Source organism: Ruminococcus sp. (genome assembly GCF_024684275.1).
In genome coordinates, this window is the sequence record NZ_JAIKXF010000117.1 from 1 (window position 1) to 2495 (window position 2495).

The 2495-nt window shown below is 44.0% G+C and carries 3 protein-coding genes; all 3 read left to right on the forward strand.

The window, feature by feature from the left end; genetic code table 11:
* Positions 1 to 92 precede the first annotated feature (92 nt).
* Entirely contained in the window at positions 93 to 1097 is a 1005-nt protein-coding gene (locus K5677_RS13285) for a cell wall hydrolase (RefSeq protein ID WP_296728904.1), read from the forward strand.
* A 116-nt stretch (positions 1098 to 1213) separates the two neighbouring features.
* The gene (gatC, locus tag K5677_RS13290; RefSeq protein ID WP_296728906.1) at positions 1214 to 1480 is read left to right on the forward strand and encodes an Asp-tRNA(Asn)/Glu-tRNA(Gln) amidotransferase subunit GatC; all 267 of its coding nucleotides are present in this window, start codon (positions 1214 to 1216) and stop codon (positions 1478 to 1480) included.
* The coding region (locus tag K5677_RS13295; RefSeq protein ID WP_296728908.1) for an amidase family protein at positions 1477 to 2495 on the forward strand (1019 nt) is incomplete at its 3' end. The genes gatC and K5677_RS13295, both read left to right, overlap by 4 nt.

The following is a 2495-nucleotide window of genomic DNA, read 5'->3' on the forward strand; positions in this document are numbered from 1 at the left end:
ATTTTGAAAGTATTGCCATTTCGGGGCAGATGTGTTATCATATCAACAGCCCGAAAAAATTGAAAATTCTTTTTTCAGGAAAGGATGAGTTGATGGGTAATCTCAAAGCCGCAGCGATAGCTTGCGGAGTGGTTGCTTCAGATCTGGGCGGAGGTGCAGGAGCTGCATATCTTACTTCCTCTACCATCAAAACAGCTGATATAGTCTCTGAAGAAAAAGTTGAGGTCATGAACTATGACAAAGACGGCTCTTTAACATCTGCAACAGAGGTTGAGACAGAAAAGGCAATCGCAAACAAAGGAACAACCACCAAGAAATCTAACATAGCTGATAATACATCAGCTGCAAGCAAAAATTCACGTTCTGCACAGGAAGGCACAACTTCTCAGTACAGTACAGCAGCTTCAAATGCTGCAAAGATTTCAAAATCGGTGCCAGCACCGGCTCACGCGCCGGCTGCAATCACACAGGCTTCCACTCAGCCTACAACTACAGTGTCGATCATCGAGACTGCTGCTGATGTGATAAGGGAAGCCACCACAGCTACCATAGCTGAAATTTCTTCGACAACAACACTTGACGCTACAACGCAGGAAACTACAACTACGGTAACTACTACAGCTGCTGCCACAACAGCAGAAATAACTACAACTGTTGCTGAAGCGGTAACTGAGGCTTCTACGGAAACAACAGAGACATATGTTGAACCGCAGACAGAGCCGACATCTATCGACGTTGAATCAACTGATTTTGAACTGCCGATATCAGAGGAAGAATACATACTTCTTTGTAATGCAGTAGGTCATGAGGCCGGCAGTAACTGGATCAGTGATTATAACAAGGCGAATGTAGTAGAAGTGATCATGAATAGAGTGAACTCTCCTGACTACCCGAACACGATCTACGATGTGCTCACACAAAACGGACAGTTCTCGGGTGCATGGAGCTACGTTAATCTCGGTACGTTCTCATCAAAGGTTACACAAAGCGTTAAAGACTCGGTAACACTTTATTTTTCGGAGCCTGAATCCTTTACTCAGGGTTATTTATATTTTACAGGCATGAACGGACAGAATGTTTTCAGAACACACTATTGATTAACATCAAAGGACAGTCGGCATACAGCCGGCTGTTTTTGTTTTATCCGCATTATGGTTGATATTGATCTGAAAATATGATATAATCTTTTTATACTACCGCTAAGGAGAAATTAATGGACATCAATATCAAACGTATAGCCGAGCTTGCCAAGCTTGAAATAAATGAAGACGAATCGCAAAAAATATCCGCTGAAATGACTGAAATGATAAATATGGTCTCCGATCTTCCCGAGCTTTGCAATGAGCAGTGTGATACTCCCGGAATGGAGCTCAGGGAAGATGAAGTTTGTCCTTCCGTATACAGCCGTGATGAGCTGCTTATGAACGCTCCCGAAACGTATAACGGATGCTTTTCGGTACCAAGGACGGTGAAGCAATGATGAGCCTTTGCGATAAAAACGCTGCCGAACTCCATGATATGCTTATGAAGAGACAGTGCAGTGCAAAAGAAGTGCTTGAGGACGTTGTCAAAAGAGCAGAAAGTGTGCAGAGGAAGCTGAACTGTTATATAACTTACAATGAAAACTCATTGAAGCAGGCTGAGGAAGCTGACAGGATGCTTGCAGCAGGTGAGGGAGTTACAATGCTTACGGGGATACCGATTGCCGTAAAGGACAATATTTCCACAAAAGGACTTCGGACGACCTGTGCTTCAAAAATGCTTGAAAGCTATATACCTCCTTATGATGCAGCTGTCATAGAAAGGCTTAAAGCTGCGGGAGCTGTAATAACAGGCAAGACAAATATGGATGAATTTGCTATGGGTTCGGCCTCGGATACTGGAATATTCGGCAGGGTAGTCAATCCAGTAAAGGAAGGCTTTTCGGCAGGCGGATCATCTGGCGGTTCGGCAGCTGCCGCAGCGAGCGGTGCAGCTGTTCTTGCGCTCGGTTCCGATACAGGCGGTTCTGTGCGTCAGCCCGCATCATTCTGCGGAATCGTGGGCTTTTGCCCCTCATACGGTTCCGTTTCAAGATATGGTCTTATCGCTTTTGCTTCGTCTCTTGACAGGATCGGTTCTTTCGGCAAAAATGTCAGTGATACTTATTTCCTCCACAATATAATAAACGGATACGACGCTAAAGATGTGACATCTGTAAGAAAAAATTTTTCATCTGAGCTTAAAGATACACTGAATGGTACAAGAATAGGTATCCCGAAGGAGATTTTTGATTCATATATGTCGAAAGAGGTAGAAGGCTGTATCAGCAATGCTTTGCGTATTATTGAGAAAAGCGGTGCAAAGCTTGTTACAGTCTCCATTCCTTCAGTAAGAGATGCCGTAAAGGCTTATTACATAATATCATCTGCGGAGGCTTCGTCCAATCTTGCAAGATATGACGGAGTACGCTACGGTCACAGAAGTGCAGATACTTCAGATCTCTCCGAGCTTTA

Excerpts from the sequence above, each read along its gene's own strand:
- K5677_RS13285 (WP_296728904.1), top strand. The coding sequence starts at position 93 with ATGGGTAATCTCAAAGCCGCAGCGATAGCTTGCGGAGTGGTTGCTTCA.
- gatC (WP_296728906.1), top strand. The coding sequence starts at position 1,214 with ATGGACATCAATATCAAACGTATAGCCGAGCTTGCCAAGCTTGAAATA.